This is a genomic window from Cypionkella sp. (genome assembly GCF_034376685.1).
Taxonomy (GTDB): domain Bacteria; phylum Pseudomonadota; class Alphaproteobacteria; order Rhodobacterales; family Rhodobacteraceae; genus Cypionkella.
In genome coordinates, this window is sequence record NZ_JAXMJJ010000078.1 from 87,464 (window position 1) to 102,841 (window position 15,378).

General features: G+C 61.9%; 14 protein-coding genes and 1 tRNA gene. 7 read left to right on the forward strand and 8 right to left on the reverse strand.

Annotation, left to right across the window (positions count from 1 at the left end):
* The first annotated feature begins 151 nt into the window (after positions 1–151).
* Positions 152–334 carry a hypothetical protein gene (locus U1A24_RS14895; protein ID WP_322322762.1) on the forward strand — a complete coding sequence of 61 codons (183 nt, stop codon included), beginning with the start codon at positions 152–154 and terminating at the stop codon, positions 332–334.
* 104 nt (positions 335–438) lie between these two features.
* On the opposite strand, the gene hemH is transcribed toward U1A24_RS14895, so the two are convergent.
* Positions 439–1,497, reverse strand: a complete 1,059-nt coding sequence (gene hemH, locus U1A24_RS14900; RefSeq protein ID WP_322322763.1) for a ferrochelatase — start codon at positions 1,495–1,497, stop codon at positions 439–441.
* Positions 1,498–1,543: 46 nt separating this feature from the next.
* Positions 1,544–2,344 (reverse strand): methyltransferase domain-containing protein, encoded by an 801-nt coding sequence (locus U1A24_RS14905; RefSeq protein WP_322322764.1) that lies wholly within the window; start codon positions 2,342–2,344, stop codon positions 1,544–1,546.
* A gap of 24 nt (positions 2,345–2,368) precedes the next feature.
* On the opposite strand from U1A24_RS14905, the gene U1A24_RS14910 reads away from it, so the two are divergent.
* From U1A24_RS14910 to U1A24_RS14930, 5 genes are read left to right on the forward strand one after another with little or no spacing between them, the layout of a single operon-like run.
* Positions 2,369–3,091, forward strand: coding sequence for a double zinc ribbon domain-containing protein (locus tag U1A24_RS14910; RefSeq protein ID WP_322322765.1), 723 nt, complete (start codon positions 2,369–2,371; stop codon positions 3,089–3,091).
* Positions 3,092–3,127: 36 nt separating this feature from the next.
* Positions 3,128–3,379, forward strand: coding sequence for a glutaredoxin 3 (gene grxC, locus U1A24_RS14915; RefSeq protein ID WP_322322766.1), 252 nt, complete (start codon positions 3,128–3,130; stop codon positions 3,377–3,379).
* Complete coding sequence (locus U1A24_RS14920) at positions 3,379–4,209, forward strand: carbon-nitrogen hydrolase family protein (RefSeq protein ID WP_322322767.1); 831 nt, start codon at positions 3,379–3,381, stop codon at positions 4,207–4,209. Before grxC ends, U1A24_RS14920 begins: the two co-directional genes overlap by 1 nt.
* A complete protein-coding gene (locus U1A24_RS14925; RefSeq protein ID WP_322322777.1) occupies positions 4,209–4,652 on the forward strand; it encodes a MarR family winged helix-turn-helix transcriptional regulator in 444 nt (147 codons plus the stop codon). The genes U1A24_RS14920 and U1A24_RS14925 overlap by 1 nt, the downstream gene beginning before the upstream one ends.
* Complete coding sequence (locus U1A24_RS14930; protein WP_322322768.1) at positions 4,652–5,494, forward strand: YihY/virulence factor BrkB family protein; 843 nt, start codon at positions 4,652–4,654, stop codon at positions 5,492–5,494. Before U1A24_RS14925 ends, U1A24_RS14930 begins: the two co-directional genes overlap by 1 nt.
* Here U1A24_RS14930 and U1A24_RS14935 read toward each other — a convergent pair.
* Both U1A24_RS14935 and U1A24_RS14940 read right to left on the reverse strand, forming a co-directional pair.
* Positions 5,488–9,012 carry a translocation/assembly module TamB domain-containing protein gene (locus tag U1A24_RS14935; RefSeq protein WP_322322769.1) on the reverse strand — a complete coding sequence of 1,175 codons (3,525 nt, stop codon included), beginning with the start codon at positions 9,010–9,012 and terminating at the stop codon, positions 5,488–5,490. The genes U1A24_RS14930 and U1A24_RS14935 overlap by 7 nt on opposite strands.
* Positions 9,012–10,838 carry an autotransporter assembly complex family protein gene (locus U1A24_RS14940; protein WP_322322770.1) on the reverse strand — a complete coding sequence of 609 codons (1,827 nt, stop codon included), beginning with the start codon at positions 10,836–10,838 and terminating at the stop codon, positions 9,012–9,014. Before U1A24_RS14940 ends, U1A24_RS14935 begins: the two co-directional genes overlap by 1 nt.
* 158 nt (positions 10,839–10,996) lie before the next feature.
* Between U1A24_RS14940 and mgrA the strand changes: the two genes are divergently transcribed.
* A complete protein-coding gene (gene mgrA / locus U1A24_RS14945; RefSeq protein ID WP_322322771.1) occupies positions 10,997–12,016 on the forward strand; it encodes an L-glyceraldehyde 3-phosphate reductase in 1,020 nt (339 codons plus the stop codon).
* A gap of 155 nt (positions 12,017–12,171) precedes the next feature.
* Here mgrA and U1A24_RS14950 read toward each other — a convergent pair.
* The 4 genes from U1A24_RS14950 to U1A24_RS14965 form a co-directional block, all read right to left on the reverse strand.
* Positions 12,172–12,247 (reverse strand) — tRNA-Thr (locus tag U1A24_RS14950).
* A gap of 59 nt (positions 12,248–12,306) precedes the next feature.
* Positions 12,307–13,770 (reverse strand): heme biosynthesis protein HemY, encoded by a 1,464-nt coding sequence (locus tag U1A24_RS14955; RefSeq protein WP_322322772.1) that lies wholly within the window; start codon positions 13,768–13,770, stop codon positions 12,307–12,309.
* Between the two features lie 9 nt (positions 13,771–13,779).
* Complete coding sequence (locus tag U1A24_RS14960) at positions 13,780–14,778, reverse strand: hypothetical protein (protein ID WP_322322773.1); 999 nt, start codon at positions 14,776–14,778, stop codon at positions 13,780–13,782.
* A gap of 87 nt (positions 14,779–14,865) precedes the next feature.
* Positions 14,866–15,366, reverse strand: coding sequence for a uroporphyrinogen-III synthase (locus U1A24_RS14965; protein ID WP_322322778.1), 501 nt, complete (start codon positions 15,364–15,366; stop codon positions 14,866–14,868).
* Positions 15,367–15,378: the final 12 nt, after the last annotated feature.

The window sequence follows — 15,378 nt, forward strand, 5'->3', positions numbered from 1 at the left end:
TGACGACAAGGCCACACGCTTTAGCATCGGCTTTTGACAGATCGTTGCAATTTCGCGGGCGGGCGGGGTAGAGATCGGATACGAGGAATATTCTTGGGTGTGTGCCGTCGCCTCTGCGAATTTGGCGGTATGCAGAAAACTGGAGATAGACATGAAAAAAATCGCTCTCGCCGCCGCTTTGTCGGTTGCTGCTACCACCGCTTTCGCTGGTGGCGTTGTTGAACCGGTTATGGAGCCGGAAGTTGTCGCAGCTGCGACGACGTCGTCCTCGGGCGGCATCCTGATTCCGCTGCTGCTGCTCTTGGTTGTGGCTGCTGCAGTTTCGTCCAACTAATCCTTGGATCGAATTTAGAAAGGACGGCAGAGCAATCTGCCGTCCTTTTCTATTTTGCGGATGGAAGTTGCGCTGGCATTGCGCAACAGCCTTTTGATCTGACGCTATATCCAGCCTGCAAGGTTTTCCTCGATCACCTGCACCAGCGCGTTGATATGGGCGGTTTCGTCGTTCAGGCACGGGATATAGGTGAACACCTCACCACCCGCGTGTTCAAACGACTCGCGGATTTCGCCGTTGATTTCTTCCAGCGTCTCGATGCAATCGGCTGAAAACGCAGGTGCCATCACCGCGATGCGTTTTTTCCCCTGTTTAGCCAGTTCCGCGACGTGGTTCACCGTATACGGCTTCAGCCATTCCTCGCGGCCAAACACGGATTGGAAGGTCACGTCGATTGTGCCTTTGTCCCAACCCAAACGCTCGCGCAGCAAGCGCGAGGTTTTGGCGCATTGGCAGTGATAGGGATCGCCCTCCATCAGATAGCGAATCGGCATGCCGTGGTAGCTGGTGACCAGCACATCCGGCCTGTGATCCAGGCTTGCATAGGCGCGCTCGACCGATTGCGCGAGGGCCTCGATATAGGCGGGGTGATCGAAGTATTCGGGCACCGTGCGGGCGGCGGGCTGACGTTTCTCTTTCATCAAAGCCGCAAAGAAGGCGTCGTTGGCGGTGGCCGAAGTGGCACCTGCATAGTGCGGATAGAGCGGGAAGAACAAAATCTTCTCGCAACCCGCCGCGACCATCGCCTTGACCTTCGATTCCGTCGAGGGATTGCCATAGCGCATGGCAAAATCGACCATGACGCCATCGCCATGCTTGGCGGCAATCGCCTGCGCAATCGCCGCCGTCTGCGCCTTGGTGATGGTCAGCAGCGGGCTTTCGTTCTTCTCATGGTTCCAGATCAGCTTGTAATTCGCGCCTGATGTGAAGGGCCGCTTGGTCAGGATGATCAGTTGCAGCAAGGGCTGCCACTTCCAATCCGGGATATCGACCACGCGCTTGTCTGACAGAAACTCCGACAGATACCGCCGCATCGACCAATAGTCATAGCCATCCGGCGTGCCGAGATTGGCAAGCAGAATGCCGATCTTGGCTTGTTTCACCTTCGGGTGATCCGCAGGGGCATGGGCAAGGCGTCCGGTTCCGGGGGCGATGTCGGTCATATTGGCTCCTAAAGCTGCCCCCGAGATAACGCGGCGTGGCCCGGCGTCAACCGTTCTTGACTGCGGCCTTTAGCGCATCTTCCAACCGGGCCGTTGCCGAACCCGGTCGCAGCGGCTTTTGCTGAGTCTCATGTGGTGCCCATCCGGTCAGGCAAATGATCTCAAACGTTGCCGGGATCAGGCCATCGGGCGTGGCATAGGTTGCGGCATATATCTGCGCGGCACGGGCAAGGACGGCGCGGCGTGTCGGGTGCTTTAGCCGCGCGGCCAAGGCGTTGCCCTCGCCCATCGCGCGCAGATCGGCCATCAGGTGAAAGGCATCGCGATAGAACACGGTTTTGGTGAAGCTGTCGGCCACCGGCAGCGCGAAGCCTGCGCGTTGCAACAGCCCGCCCAGATCGCGAATCTCGCCCATCGGCAGCACGCGGGGCGAAATCCCGCCTGTGGTTTCCGCCTCGGCCTGCGCCAGACAGGCGCGCAGCTCATGCAGGGTTTGGCCACCAAACAGCAGGCCAAGAAACAGCCCGTCTGGGCGCAGCGCGCGGCGGCATTGCACCAGTTGTCCGACCGGATCATTTGCCCAATGCAGGGTGAGGGCGTCGATCACCAGATCCTGCGCCTCGGTTTGCAGATCAAGCGTGTCGTTGTCGGCAATTGACGGAAAATCTGGCCATAATTGCGGAAAAGCCGTCACCACCACCGGGTTTGTAAACGACCTGTTAACTTCGCTCAGGCGATCCTGCACTTCGGCGACCGCTTCTTCCTGCAAGAAGAACGCCGTCGCGCGGGCGCGGTGCAGGGCAAGGGCTTTGCGGTCTGTCAAAGTCATGGGCAGGGTTGGCGTCATGGGGCGCGACCATAGGGGGAAGGCATGGGATTGCAAGCCGCGCTGCATCTGATCTACCCGCCGCAGTGCCTGACCTGCGATGCGCTGGTGACAACGGATTTCGGGCTGTGCGGCACCTGCTGGCGCGAAACGCCGTTCATCACCGGGCTGGTGTGCGATCACTGCGGCGTGCCGTTGCCGGGAGAAGAGACAGGCAAGCCCGAGCATTGCGATGATTGCCTGACCATCGCACGGCCTTGGTCGCAGGGACGGGCAGCGATGCTGTATCGCGATAATGCGCGGCGGCTGGTGCTGGCTTTGAAACATGGCGATCGCTTGGATCTGGCGCGGCCTGCGGCGCACTGGCTGCATCGGGTGGCAGGTCCGATGCTCAAACCGGGGATGATCGTGGCCCCGATCCCGCTGCATTGGCTGCGGCTGATCAAGCGGCGCTACAATCAGGCGGCGTTGCTGTCAGCAGCGGTGGCGAAGCTGGCCGATCTGGATCATTGCCCCGACCTGCTGATTCGCCGCCGTCATACCGGCAGTCAGGAAGGCCGCAGCCGTGATGGCCGCTTTGCCAATATGGCCGATGCCTTGGTGCTGCATCCACGGCGGGCGAACCGGGTGGAGGGGCGTCATGTGCTGCTGGTCGACGATGTGATGACCTCGGGTGCGACTTTTGCCGCCGCCGCTGAGGCCTGCATTGCAGGCGGCGCAACGGGGATTTCCGTTCTGGCCCTAGCCCGCGTTGCGAAGGATGCCTAAATCCTTATAGTCACCCCAGACTCTAAGGATTTGCTGATGAAAACCGTTGAGATTTATACCACCCAGACCTGCCCTTACTGCATCGCCGCCAAAGGCCTGCTGAAGAAAAAGGGCGTGGCCTTCAAAGAAATCGACGTGGGGGCTGACCCTGCGGTGCGCCAAGCCATGACCGAACGGGCGGGGCGGCGCTCGGTGCCGCAGATTTTCATTGGCGGCACCCATGTCGGCGGCTGCGACGATCTGCATGCGCTGGACCATGCCGGCAAACTTGATCCGATGTTGGCCTGATGCGCGCGGGGCTGGTGCAACTGACGGTTGGCGATGATCTGGTGGCCAATCTGGCGGTAACGCAGGCGCATATCGCGGCGGCGGCGGCAGGGGGGGCGGGTCTTGTGCTGACCCCGGAATGCACCAACCTTTTGTCCTCCAGCCGCACGCATCAACGCAGCGTGATGCGGCATGAGGATCAGGATGAAACCTTGGCCGCTTTGCGCAATCAGGCGGCGAAAGCGGGGATCTGGCTGTTGATCGGGTCTTTGGGCGTGCTGACCCATGATGCAGATGGCCGTTTTGCCAATCGCTCGTTTCTGATCTCGCCCACAGGTGAGATTGCGGCGCGCTACGACAAGATCCACATGTTTGACGTGAACGTGTCGGAAACCGAGGTTTATCGCGAATCCGCAGGCTATCGGCCCGGCACCAAGGCGGTGTTGGCAGAAACCCCCTTCGGCAAGATCGGCATGACCGTCTGCTATGACGTGCGTTTTCCGCATCTGTATCGGCGTCTGGCGCAAGGCGGTGCGCAGATCATCACGGTTCCCGCCGCGTTCAACCACATTACCGGCGCTGCGCACTGGCACACGCTGCTGCGGGCGCGGGCGATTGAAACCGGCTGCTTCGTGCTGGCACCGGCGCAAACGGGTTTCCATCCCGAAACCCACGGCAAGGGCCGCAATACCTATGGCCATTCGCTGGCCATCGCACCTTGGGGCGAAATCCTTGCCGATGCGGGCACCGAACCCGGCGTCACCTTTGTTGACCTTAACCTCGACGCCGTCACCAAAGCCCGCGCCCGCGTGCCCTCGCTGACCCATGACCGGGAGTTTACCGGCCCATGATCGACCCGCGCACCGATGAGATCGCTGTGGCGCTGTTTGGCGAGCTGTTCATGGCTGATCAGTTGGCGCGCAACCGCATCTCGAAGGCGCTGCCGAAGGGGATGGAGCTGTCGCATTTCTCGGTGCTGAACCATCTGGCGCGGTTGAATGAAGAACGCACCCCGGCGCAACTGGCGCGTGCCTTTCATGTGACCCGTGGTGCTATGACCAACACCCTCGCCAAGCTGGAATGGGCCGGCCATATCCATATTCGCCCAGATTGGGACGATGCCCGGCAGAAGTTTGTCGCGATCAGCCCGTCGGGCCGTTCCGCCCGCGACGCGGCTGTCGCCTCAGTTTCGCCGCTGATCGCAGAAGTTGTCACCGCATTGGGAGCCGATAAGGTCCGCGCGGTGTTACCCGTATTGCGCGAATTGCGTGTGCGGCTGGAAGGCGAAGACTGATGCGATTGCGATTGCTGCCCCCCAACGTCAACGCAGCGATCTTGCGCTACTATCGCCGCACCGAACAGGCAGAGCTGGATCTGATCGCGGCGGGTGTCGCCTTCTATGCCTTTCTGGCGATCTTTCCAGCGGCGGCGGCGATCATCGCGATCTGGGGTTTTATCTCGAACCCTTCAGTGATCCGGCAAGAGATTGAATTGCTGCGGGGCTTTCTGCCGCAAGATGCCTATTCGCTGATCTTCGGGCAGGTCGAGGCGCTGCTGGCGGTGCCAAGCGGTAAGCTTGGGCTGGCGACACTGCTGTCGACGGCGCTGGCGCTGTGGTCGGCGCGGGCGGGGGTGGCAGCGCTGATCCGGGGGCTGAATGCCATCCATCATCTGCCAAACCGGTCCGGTCACTGGCATCAGTTGCGTGCGATTGTGCTGACCTTTGTGCTGGTTGGGCTGGTGCTTGCGGCTTTGGTGATGGCCGTGATCCTGCCGGTGGTTTTGGCCTATCTGCCCAGCGCCATCCCCGGTTCGCTGCTGGCGGATTCGAACTTGCTGTTGGGCATTGTCGCCGCGGTTCTGGCTGTCAGCCTCGCCTACCGGTTGGGGCCAAATTACACCAGCACCAAGCCGCCGCTGTTGTCCTGGGGTCTGCTGGTGGCCATCGTGCTGTGGGTTGTGGCGACGCGCGGCTTTACGCTGTATCTGGCGAATTTTGCGTCTTACAACCGGGTCTATGGCTCGATTGGTGCTGTGGTTGTGCTGCTGATGTGGCTTTACGTCAGCGCCTATGCGGTGCTGCTGGGGGCGGCCGTAGATGCAGAGCGCAACCGCAACCGCCGCCCGTTTCAGTAATCTTTCTCCAGCACCACGCCCAAGCCGGTATCGCCATCCGAACCTGACCTCGCCCGCAGCGTGACGGATTTGCTGACATCCAGATTGAGATTGATTTCGGACTGGCCGTTCTGATCGACGGTGACTTCGGAATAGATGTTCTTGGTCAGATACTTACCCGCAGTAACCGAAGCCCCGCCAGAGGCATCGGTTTTCACATCCAGATTGTCCAAGCCAAAGCTCTCGCGCAGTTTTGACACCACGCCTTCGCCGCCGCGCCCCGCCAAAGTTGCCACCGCATTGGCCAGTTGCAGCGCCTGAAACGCCGAAAGGTTCTGTAGGCCCTGCCCGAACAGCAGTTGCGCCAGCACTTCTTCCTGCGGCAGTTCCGGGGTCGAGCTGAAGGTTACCACCGGATCGGTCGCCGGGCCTTCAATCGTCACGCCGCTGGTGATGCCTTCGTTCTCGGTGCTGGCAACGATACGGATCGAGGGCACCAGATCGCCCTCCATCTGCAATACCGCCTCAGACAGATCGAGGCGTTTACCCAAAATCTCCAACCGCCCGCGGATCAGGTTGAACGCGCCAGAAGGCACCACGGCATTGGTGCTACCAAGCAAGCGCAGCTCGCCGCCCATCTCAACATCCAGTCCCCGGCCACGGATGAACAGGCTGGGCGCCGATAGGGTGATGTCCAGCCCATAGCCCGGCCCACTGCCGCCCCGGCCTGCATCCGCACCCGAGCCCAGCAGACCTGCCCGCGCACGGGTGGCGCGCACGGGACGCGGCTCGTTCTTATGCTCCAGCCCCGGCAAACCTCCCGCGCCGCCGAAGCCAGTCGAGGGCACGCGCAACTCGGTTTCCGAAAGCGCAATCCTGCCCGCAATCAACGCCCCGCCCATCAGTGGGCCTTTAAGCGTGACACCGCCGTTCAGCGTGGTTTCATAGAGATCAGGATCGCGCAACGTGACCGCGCGCAGATCCACCGCCAGATCGCCCGTATAGGGCGCGCTGAGGCCCGCGCTGCCGCGCACCGCAATGCTGCCCCCAGACGAGACCGCCGTGGTCACATCAATCACTGCATTGCCCCGTGCCAGATCGGCCCGCGCAGTAATGTCTTGCAAGGCAAAGTTCAGTGCGGGGTCTGCCAAGCGCCCGCCTGACAGCGTCACCGGGCCAGACAAAGACTGCAACCCCAACGGGCCATTCAGCCGCAGATCAAAGCCCATCTGGCCCGAAATCGCCCTCGGCTGGATGAATGCGTTGGCCAATGCCGCCTGCGCTGTGCCCTTGATCGCCAGATCACCCGTGCCGAACCCCGGCGCAATCTTGCCCGTGACCGTCGCATCAATCTGCCCCGGCCCCTTGCCTTCCAGATCCAGCGTCACACCCGACGCATCCTGCACCGCCGTGCCTGTCACCGACAAAGCGCCCGGAAACTCTGGCACGATCAGCGCAAGGTTCTTCAGCCGCGCCGTTAGATCAACCGTCTGTTTGTCGCCCGTCACGCTGCCCGAGGCTTGCGCCTCCAGTTGCGGGTTGGACAACGTGGCGCTGTCGACTTGGATCACGCTGTCTTTCATCGACAGCACCAATCCCAAGACAGAGTTGCCTGCCAGCAGCTTGTCCGCCTGCGGATTGCCAATCGCCAAACTGCGGCCATTGGCATCAAACGTCAGCTTGCCTGCCGCCAATGTCCCGGTCAGATGCGCTTCTCCGCCCAGCGCGCCGCGATATTGCCCGCCCAAACTGGCCAAATCGCGGAACAGAAGATTGGCGGTGATGTCGCTACCCGTGCTGGCCAAGCTGCCTGAGGCTTTCATCTTCAACGACGATGCCTGCACTGTCAGATCGCGCAGCGTGGTGCCTTCGGTGGTGCGCAGGACAGAGGCCGTCACGGTGGCCTGCCCACGCAACAGATTGTCCAGTTCAGCAACGCCCGCCCGCATGTCGGTGCCCGTGGCACTGCCCGTCAGATCAAACGCGCCGGTGATCGGGCTGCCGTTGCCGCTGACTGACACCTCTGCCGCGCCCGCCAGATTGCGCCCGGCAAGGCCCGACAGCCGCGACAGATCGGCCATGTTTGCACTGGCTTTGCCGGTGATGGCGAACGCATCCCCCAGCCCTTCGATCTTGCCATTCAGCAGCGCGGAATAATCCTCGCCGCTCAGGCTCATCCGTTGCACGGTGACGCTGCCATCGCCCTCGCGCCAATAGGCCGAAGCATCGCCCCAGACCACCGCGCCCAGTGCGCGGCCAAGATTCTGATCGGTCGGCTCTAGCCCCTCGGCGGCATAGCGGAAGGTGCCGCCGACCTGCCGCGCACCTGCCAGTCGTGTGATACGACCCGAGCCGGAAATCGACAGGCTGCTGGCGCGAAAATCGGCTCTGTCAAAGCCCAACACGGCGATATTGGCGTTCCAACCTTCGTCCTGCGTGGCGTCATAGCCCACGGCGATATCAGCGGAGTTAACCTTGACCGGAAGGTCCGTGGTCAGCGGTAAAAGCACCGGGCTGCCATCGGGCGCGGCGATCTTGCCTGACAGATTGAACTTTTGCGGCAAGCCGTCCGGGGCCAAAGCCAGCGAGCCTTGCAATGCCAGCGCCTTGGCGTTGACCGTCAGGCTGTCCAGCGCCAACCGACCATCCGGCCAGCGTTGGCCTGCAGTGGTGAGGCTGACCGAATTGCCAAAGAACTCGGCATAGGACGGCAGGAACAAGGGTGCCAGATCGCCCGCCAGATCAGCCGAGAACGCCGTTGCCTCATCGGCCTGACCCTTCAGAGTAATCTTGCCCGCCAGCCGATCCACGCCATCGGTGGTCAGCGCCACGTCTGCGGCGAAATCGGAAACCGGGCCTGCCCCCTTCACGTTCAGTGCCACCGAAGGCGCGCCGGGCAAACCCAGCTTGACCGAGGCGATGCCGCCCGCCGCTTCTTCGGCAGACAAATCAATCGACAACTGTTGCGTTGCATTGGCGTAGGACGCTGTCAGCGAAACCTTCCCCGCTGGCCCCGTATCGGTGCGCTCCAGCACAAGATTGCCGTTGCCCTCGCCCCCCGACAAAGACATCGAGGCTTGCAGCGTCGCCTCAAGCCCGGTGCCCAGCACGCTTGGCCCCAGCACGATACGCTTGGCGGCGATCTCGCCGATCTCTACCGAAACCGGCAGTTCGGGCAGGCTGAAACTGCCCGCCTCGGGTGACGGAGTGTCAGAGCCGCTGGCAGGCAGACGATCCAGCACAATCTCGCCCGCCGTCAGTTCATTCACCACCACGGCACCGGAAAGCAGCGAAGATCTGCTCCAGTCCAGGGTGACATCGCGCAGGGTCAGCCAGACGCCGGTATCATCCGCAATCGTCAGCTCGGTCAGGCTGGCCTGCGATGACAGCGCCCCGGCAAAACCGGTCACAACTACCTTACGACCAGCACCGGACAGGCTGTCTTCCAGAAACGCCGTCAGATAGTCGCGGTCATCGGTCTGTGCGAAACCCGTCAGCGGCAGCACGGCAAAACAACTGGCCAGAAGATATTTCCGCATCAGAATGCTTGCCCCAAACCAACATAAACCTGAATGCCGTCCCCCGTATTGCCCCCCACGGGCCCGGCCAGATCCAACCGGATCGGGCCCACCGGGGTTGCATAGCGTACGCCGATGCCTGCGCCCGCGTGCCAATCGCCGAGATCGCTGAAGAATTCATTGGCATCGATCCGGCCCATATCGACAAAGCCCACGACGCCAATCGACTCTGTCACCTTCATCCGTGCCTCAAACGAAGCGCCCATGAAGGTCTTGCCCCCGGTCTGATAGGTGTCTCCAAGCCCGTCGCGCAGCACGTTCACGCCCAAGGATTGATAGGGCTGGCCGCGCACCGTGCCGCCGCCGCCCGAGTAGAACAGATAGTCGCGCGGCGTGCCCAGCAGGCTTGCGCCAAACACCGCACCCGCCTGCACCCGCCCCGCCAGCACCAAACGCTTCGCTTCGCCCAGGCTTTTGTAGCCGCGCAGATCAAGCGTCGCCCGCACACCGCTATCGGTGATGCCAAAACCCAGGAACGGCTTCACCTCGGCCGCCGCATAGATGTTGCGGGTTGCATCCGTCTTGTTGTCGCGACGGTCCCAGATCACGCTGACCGGCAGCGACAGCGCCTTGTAAGTCGACTCCCCTGACGGGTCGGTGATAATGGCATGGTCATAGGACAACCCGGCCTTGCCAGAGAGCTGTTCCGAGACGACATGCGACAGCGACAGCGTCGCACTGAACAGATCAGCATCAAAATCGGCCTCATTCAGCTTGCCATAGGCCAGTTCCACCCCTGCCGTGGTATCGGGCGTAAAGGTGGCCGGACGTTCCAGCGAGATCCCGAAAGCAAAATCCGCCCCGCCGTCAGTGGCGCCAATATTGGTGATATCGCCGCTGACCTTCAGCCGCTCGCCCCCGCCAAACAGGTTGCGGTGCAGCCAGGCGCCGTTCAGCGTGGCCCCGTCATTGCTGCTGAGTTCTGCGCCAAAGGTGTAGCGACGTTTCTTTTCCTCAACCAAAGTCAGGGTGATTCCCAACAGATCAGGCGCGGTGATGAAATCATCCTCGGTCAGCGTCACCGATTTGAACACGCCCGTCCGCCGCAGCCGCGAGGCCACACGCTCCAACTCGGCGGGGGAAAACGCCTCGCCTTCGGGCAGGCCTGCAATAGCGCGCACCCGGCGCAAGCGCATCCGTTCGGCACCATTCACGGTCAGCGGCCCGAAGCGCAGTTTCGGACCCGGATTCAGCTCTACATCCGCCGCCAGCTTGGCGGTCTTGTGATCTGCGGTCAGTTTTTGGCTGGAAACTTCGGCCTTGGCATGGCTTTGCGCCCGCCAGCCATTCACCCCCGCCGTCACCGCCTCAAGGATCACGCCGCTTTCGGCGGTCTTGCCCACCGCAAAACCCTCGGGCAGTTCGGTGCGCCGCGCCAAAGGCGCAATGCGGGCCTGACTGAAGGCAAACTCCGGCCCCGGTTCGACCACGACCTTGATTGCGGAAATCGACCCCGGTGCATCCAGAGGGGCGATGCTTGCGGCCTCTACCCCATCGACGTAAACGTGGATCACTGCCGAATAATACCCGCGCGCATACAGCGCGTTCAGCAGGCTGGCATATTCCGCCCGCGCATCGGTGAAAACATCCTGCGCATCGGTGTTGCCGGATTTCTCGGCGGCCAGCAAAATCGAGGCTGCGCGCAGTTCTTTCTCCAGCGCTTTTGGCGCACCCGGAACGCTAAACTCAAGCCGATCAAGTGCTTGGCCTGCTGATCCCGCCATCAGGCTCAGCGCCAAAGCCCCCGCGACGATACGCGACGTTTTCTTGATCTGAACACTATACATGGATACTCCGAACAAACTTATCCACACTATGCCGTGATCAGCAACAAAGGGCAACGCCGCCCCCAATCACAATTTCTACGAATAGGCGTTTCGCCGCGCCCTTGACGCAAGCGCGATTTGCGCCGAACTGTTAGCGCAAACCAAACAAGGGGTTCGCCATGTATACCGCCGCCGAAAACCGCTATGATCTAATGCCCTATCGCCGCTGCGGCGCATCTGGCCTGAAGCTGCCTGCAATCTCTTTCGGCCTGTGGCACAACTTCGGCCATGACACCCCGCACGCCACCAAACGCGCGATGTGCCAGACCGCGTTTGATCTTGGCATCACCCATTTCGATCTGGCCAACAACTACGGCCCGCCGCCCGGCTCTGCCGAAGAAGCCTTTGGCGATATCCTGAAAACCGATTTCAAACCCTACCGCGATGAGATGATCATCTCATCAAAAGCGGGCTACGAGATGTGGGGTGGCCCCTATGGCGAATGGGGATCGCGCAAATATCTGATCTCGTCTTGCGACCAGTCGCTGAAGCGGATGGGGCTGGATTACGTCGACATCTTCTATTCGCATCGCTTCGACCCTGACACGCCTCTGGAAGAAACCATGATGGCGCTGGACCATATCGTACGCTCGGGGCGCGCGCTGTATGTCGGGCTGTCCAGCTACAACCAACAGCGCACCCGCGAAGCCCATGCTATCCTGAAACAGCTTGGCACCCCCTGCCTGATCCATCAGCCCAGCTATAACATCCTCAACCGCTGGATCGAAACCGACGGGTTGAAAACCGCGCTGCAAGATTTGGGCATAGGCTCGATTGCCTTTGTGCCGCTGGCGCAAGGCTTGCTGACCAACAAGTATCTGAACGGCATTCCCGCAGGCAGCCGTGCGGCGCAAGACAAATCGCTGCATCCATCTGTGGTCGAGAAAGCCGTCGAATCGGTGAAAAAGCTGAACGACATGGCGCAAGCGCGCGGTCAGACCTTGGCGCAGATGTCCATCGCCTGGGTTCTGCGCGAGGGTGGCATCACTTCTGCCCTGATCGGCGCCTCCAAACCATCGCAAATCGTCGATTGCGCAGGTGCCATCAACAACCTTGATTTCACGCCCACAGAACTGGCCGCCATCGACGCGATCTCGGAAGAAAAGGCGATCAACCTCTGGGCCAAATCCTCTGAGTGATCTTTGGGTTTGAAAACGCGCAGGCCGGGTTAGTGCAGTAGCCCGGCCGAAAGAACTTGGGCGACACTGCGAGAACCGAGTTATACGAGCTTCAGGAAGGCCCCGCGTTGGGATCTTCCATTCTGCAAATTAACCCTGTCCGAGAGTTCAGAAAGTGGTGCCGCTGAAGAGACTCGAACTCCCGACCCCATCATTACGAATGACGTGCTCTACCAGCTGAGCTACAGCGGCACTTTCTGGTGGCTTCTCCTAGGGTGCGCCCAAAGTGAAGTCAACCCCCGCCACAGCCTTCAATTCGCGCTGCGCGCCACCGCTGCCAGATCAATAATCTCAGGCTCTGCCACCACCTCCGGCGCGGGTGCTGAGGCTGCCCCTAACGGCGAGCCGACCATCAGCGGCAACAGCTCTGCCCCGGTCACGCTGGGCCCGTTCACCTCAACCGGTTCACGCCAGCTCAGCGTGTCAAACCCACCGCAGTTTTCGCAAATCGGTTGCCACAGGCTGTGGATCGCCTGACATTTATCGCAGCACCACTGCGGCCCGCGCGGCGCGGTCAACGCCTTCGACAGCCAGCCCCGCACCACCGCGTCATCGGCGCCCTCGCCGCGCTCAATCGCCGCCATGATCGCCAGGGCGCGCTGTGTCGGATGGCGCGTCACCAGATCACCCAGCGCGCGCCGTGCATCCGGGAATTCCTCGGCGGTGATGTTCAGCTCGGCCACCAGCAGCCGGGTCTCGTCGCTGTCAGGGTGCGACGCGGTCAGCGCCCGGAAGCGCTTTAGCCGTTCATGCGGAACCTCATCGGGTTCAATCTCGGCAAAGGCCGCGGCAATCTCGGGGTGCGGCAGCATCTCCCATGCTTTTTTCAACACACGGGTGGCAGATTTCTTGTCACCTTTGTCGATCAACCCGCGCCCGGCCATCACCGCAGCCGGGATCAGATCGGGTGATTTGCGGTTGGCTTCAATCGCGGCCTCCCGCGCTTCAACCGTCGCCGTCTCATCCAGCACGCCGCGGGCCTCTTGCAAAGCCAGCACGGCATCCCGGCGTCGATAGACATCCTTCGGCAAAGCCCCGGCCTTCAGCTTGGCCCCCAAGGTCGCCCGTGCACCTTTCCAATCGGCTTTCTCGGATTGCAGCTTCAGCAGAATATCCTGCGTCTCGGCATGCTTTGGTTTCAGAGCAAACGCCTTTTCGGCCAAGGCCAGCGCGGTATCGGTATCGCCCTCCGCCAGCTTTTGCTTCATCAAACCGCGAATGCCGACAAAGCGCGAGGCATCGCTGGCCAGCAGCGTCTTGTAGGCCTCGGTCGCGCGCCTGGTATCGCCCGCGGCTTCTGCCGCCTGCGCCACCAACAACGTCGTCAATTCCGGCCGTTCCAGAAATTTCGCCGCCCGCTGAGCACGCATCAGCGCCAGACGCCCCTCGCCTGCGGCCAGCGCCATCAAACCATCGTTCAGCGCTTGATAGCCTTTGCGTTCGCGGTTGCGGTCGAAATAGCGCGAGATCGCGGTCTCATCCCCATTCAGAAATCGCAGGGTTGCGACGATGAAACCCACCAGTTTCATCAAGGCCCACAGCGCCACCACCAGCACCAACAGCAGGATCGCGGTTTGCAACGGGCCAAGCGTGAACTCCCACCCCCCCATCGAAATCCGCACACCTTCCTCACTGTGCAGCAGCGTATCGGCGCCATAGGTCAGCCCCGCAATCGCGGCGATGAACAGCAGAACCTTGACCAAAGACCAGATCATCGCGCGCTCCTATTGCATCGCTGCGGCAAGGCCCGCAACTGCCGCGACCGCTGCCTGCCGCTTTTGCGCCAGCGCCTGCCAATCGGCCAAAGCCGTTTGCGCTTCGGGCGGAAGCGTTGCGATTTCGGTCAGCGCTGTCGCAATGTCGCCCCCCGTCAGGGCCGCCTCTGCCCGCGACAGGATCGCGTCAGGGTCATTGCCCTCGCGCGGCGCAAGGGATCGTGCGCCCGTCTGGGTGCGCAGAAAGTTCGCGGCCCGATCAGACCAGCTTTCGCCCATATTCGCCCGCAACGCCGCATCAAGCGCAGCCCGCGCCGCCACCGGAAACGCATCTTGCAGCGCGGCCAATGTGGGCACCCCGGTTTCCGCGTTATCACTCAGCACCGCAGGCACATCGCCCAAAGCGGGGAGCGCCGAGGCATAGGCCGCACCACTATCTAATGCCGCCTGCACCCGGCCCAAAGCCGCACGGGCCTCGGCCGCTTTCGCCGTAGCCTCAGCATCGGCTTTGATCTGCGCGGCGGTTTCCTCAGCCTGCTTCAGCACGGCGTCTGCAGCCGCTTTCTGTGCCGCCAAAGCCGCCGCCGACGGAGCATTTCCACTGATCGGCGCCGCTTCAAGTGCGGACAAGCGCTGCTCGAATGCGGTGAGTTGTTGCTGCAAAGGCGCAATGTCTGGCGCAGCTTTGCCTTCCAAAGCGGTCAAGCGCGCCGTCAATCCCGCATCCGGGGCCGCTGCAGGCTTTGCCGACAGTTCAGCCAGTTGCGCCTTAAGCCCCTCCGTTTCCGCCTGTTGTGCGGTCAAAGCCGCCTGCAACGCCGATGTATCCTGCAGCGGCCAGCCGCCTGGCACATATTGCGCCAAGCCAAAACCCGCCCCCGCCGCAATCACACCCCCCAGAATCGGGCCAAGCCAGCCGCTCTTGCGCGCCGGAACCTGCGCCGCCCGGATCGGTTCTGACGCAACCACCGGAGCCGCCTCAAGCTCGCTTGTTTCTATGTCAGCCATCGCGGACCTCGCTTTTGCTTTTGGCGCCTTGCCGTTTCAGCCGCCGTTGCTTTGAAGTTAGGCCGAGGCCTCCTGTGGTTCAAGAAGTCATCCAAGCGCGCGCAAGGCCTCGATTGCCTGCTGCATCGCGAAACTGTCAGGACGGCTGGCGATCTGGACCAACTCGGTCGGAAAATCAAAGGCTTCCGCCACAGCAGAACTAAGCGCAGCCAACTGAAGCGGCGCTTTTGCCGCAGTGCGGCGCAGTTCTGCCACAAGCAAAACCGCCGACCGGGCTGAGAAAACAGGCAGGATCACCGGCGCTGATCCTTGCAGCAGCAAGATGGCTTCATCACTCAAGCGCTGCGCAATCTGGCGGTAGGTGATCACAGAAACAGTCTCTATACCTGCGGAAATCAGCCTGTTTTGCAAATCTCCTGCCGTGTCCTGTCCTTGCAGCAGCAGCAAACACCCGACCGGCGCGACGCTTGCGATCTGCGCCAGAAGGTCATCGGCATCACCGCCCGCCGAGCTTGCGTCAAATCCCAGCGCCTGCGCCGCCTCTGCTGTGCGATTGCCAACGCAGAATGCCCGCTTGGGCAGCGCGATCCCGGCGGCGGA

Coding starts and splice junctions, on each gene's coding strand:
- U1A24_RS14895 (WP_322322762.1), top strand. CDS start 152: ATGAAAAAAATCGCTCTCGCCGCCGCTTTGTCGGTTGCTGCTACCACC.
- hemH (WP_322322763.1), bottom strand. CDS start 1,497: ATGACCGACATCGCCCCCGGAACCGGACGCCTTGCCCATGCCCCTGCG.
- U1A24_RS14905 (WP_322322764.1), bottom strand. CDS start 2,344: ATGACGCCAACCCTGCCCATGACTTTGACAGACCGCAAAGCCCTTGCC.
- U1A24_RS14910 (WP_322322765.1), top strand. CDS start 2,369: ATGGGATTGCAAGCCGCGCTGCATCTGATCTACCCGCCGCAGTGCCTG.
- grxC (WP_322322766.1), top strand. CDS start 3,128: ATGAAAACCGTTGAGATTTATACCACCCAGACCTGCCCTTACTGCATC.
- U1A24_RS14920 (WP_322322767.1), top strand. CDS start 3,379: ATGCGCGCGGGGCTGGTGCAACTGACGGTTGGCGATGATCTGGTGGCC.
- U1A24_RS14930 (WP_322322768.1), top strand. CDS start 4,652: ATGCGATTGCGATTGCTGCCCCCCAACGTCAACGCAGCGATCTTGCGC.
- U1A24_RS14935 (WP_322322769.1), bottom strand. CDS start 9,012: ATGCGGAAATATCTTCTGGCCAGTTGTTTTGCCGTGCTGCCGCTGACG.
- U1A24_RS14940 (WP_322322770.1), bottom strand. CDS start 10,838: ATGTATAGTGTTCAGATCAAGAAAACGTCGCGTATCGTCGCGGGGGCT.
- mgrA (WP_322322771.1), top strand. CDS start 10,997: ATGTATACCGCCGCCGAAAACCGCTATGATCTAATGCCCTATCGCCGC.
- U1A24_RS14955 (WP_322322772.1), bottom strand. CDS start 13,770: ATGATCTGGTCTTTGGTCAAGGTTCTGCTGTTCATCGCCGCGATTGCG.
- U1A24_RS14960 (WP_322322773.1), bottom strand. CDS start 14,778: ATGGCTGACATAGAAACAAGCGAGCTTGAGGCGGCTCCGGTGGTTGCG.